The organism is Clostridium sp. CAG:43 (genome assembly GCF_000434655.1).
In the GTDB taxonomy this organism is placed as follows: Bacteria; Bacillota; Clostridia; order Lachnospirales; family Lachnospiraceae; genus Otoolea; species Otoolea fessa.
This window is the reverse complement of sequence record NZ_FR895045.1, coordinates 10,778-12,122: the sequence shown is the minus strand read 5'-3', so window position 1 is coordinate 12,122 and position 1,345 is coordinate 10,778. Positions and strand designations below refer to the sequence as shown.

General features: G+C 52.9%; 2 protein-coding genes. Both read right to left on the bottom strand.

The genetic code is table 11. The features are described 5' to 3' along the window. Positions 1–128: 128 nt before the first annotated feature. Positions 129–863 carry a CvpA family protein gene (locus QVO97_RS03710; RefSeq protein WP_022359054.1) on the bottom strand — a complete coding sequence of 245 codons (735 nt, stop codon included), beginning with the start codon at positions 861–863 and terminating at the stop codon, positions 129–131. After that, on the bottom strand, positions 848–1,345 hold a 498-nt coding region (locus QVO97_RS03705), incomplete at its 5' end, for an HAD-IIB family hydrolase (RefSeq protein WP_288188829.1). The genes QVO97_RS03710 and QVO97_RS03705, both read right to left, overlap by 16 nt.

Sequence of the window (1,345 nt, the reverse complement as noted above, 5' to 3'; positions counted from 1 at the left end):
TTACTCGCCACCTAAAGAGGTGGGTGTCTTCTCGACTGAAATAAAAAAATTGGCACACCTAACTCATCACTAAGTAGCGAGCATGCGGTGTGCCGTTTTTCAATATCACAGTTTTTCTCTGTAAGCTTTCAAATAATCCGTTTCACAACACCCATCAGGATGCTTCCAAGCATATTGTGGTCATACAGCCAGGTCAGCCAGATATTGCTTTCTATCTGGTTCAGGAAAAGTTCACCAATCGCCGTTGCCGAGAACAGTGTAATAAGCAGTGCTGCAATCCAGACGAAAAAGATCCCTTCCGCACCCCCCAGCACGGCACCTGCCAGACGGTTCAGCCCCGATATAATCGGCAGCCGGGAGACCACATTGAGCGATACGGACAGAACACGCAGTCCGCCGAACACGGCTGCAAACAGCAGAAAAAAACTTATAATATTGATCAGGCTGTTTGCCAGATAACGGCTGACGTAGTGGGTAAAGCTGCTTACACCCAGCGCCTCGTAAACTTCGCTGTTATTATTCTCCAGAAGCGCATCCTTTAACTGTTCCGGAAGATCCATTTCTTCAATAATACTGCGCTGTACGGATGGCGGCGCCGCGTCAGCTGCCTCATTTTCCGCCTCATCGTTCTTTTGGATAAATTTCGTCACGCTGTCCTCCACCGCCTGATAGACCACCTCATTGCTGCGAAGCAGATTCGCGACAGACGGCGCACCAAAATGAACCACCCCCAGCGACAGCACCAGGGAAACGGCTGAGACTGCCAGGCGGATGAATCCGCGGTAATGCCCGTACAATACCATGGAAACCAGATAGACTGCCACCACCACGAACAGCCAGTTTTCTTTTATATAAGCACCCATTGTCCGATCGCCTCCGCTACGCCCTCTTCCCGGTTCGAAGCGGCAATCCGGTCTGCGCGTTCCTTTAAAAATGGGGCGCCATTTTCCATCGCCACGCCGATTCCTGCTGCCTCCAGCATGGGCCAGTCGTTTTCGCCGTCTCCAAATGCCATCGTCTCCTCCGCTTCAATTCCCAGATACTGACAGAGATTCCGCAGCCCGCTCCCCTTTGTGATGCCCGCCGCGTTGAGTTCCAGATTCCACGGAAGCGAGGAGGTCACCAGAACCTCCGGCATCGCTTCCAGCTTTGCCCGGACTGCCTGCTTGCTCTCCCGGTCCTTAAAATTTAAATTCATCTTCTGCACCGGGCATTTTTTCTCCCGCAGATACTCCACCATGTCAGTGACTGCCCGGCGCGTCGCCCGGATATAGGCGCATTCACGTTCCGGTATCCCGTATTCTTCCAGTTGTGCCAGCAATCGCGTCTCGCTGACGCCGCCCTC

Coding starts and splice junctions, on each gene's coding strand:
- QVO97_RS03710 (WP_022359054.1), bottom strand. CDS start 863: ATGGGTGCTTATATAAAAGAAAACTGGCTGTTCGTGGTGGTGGCAGTC.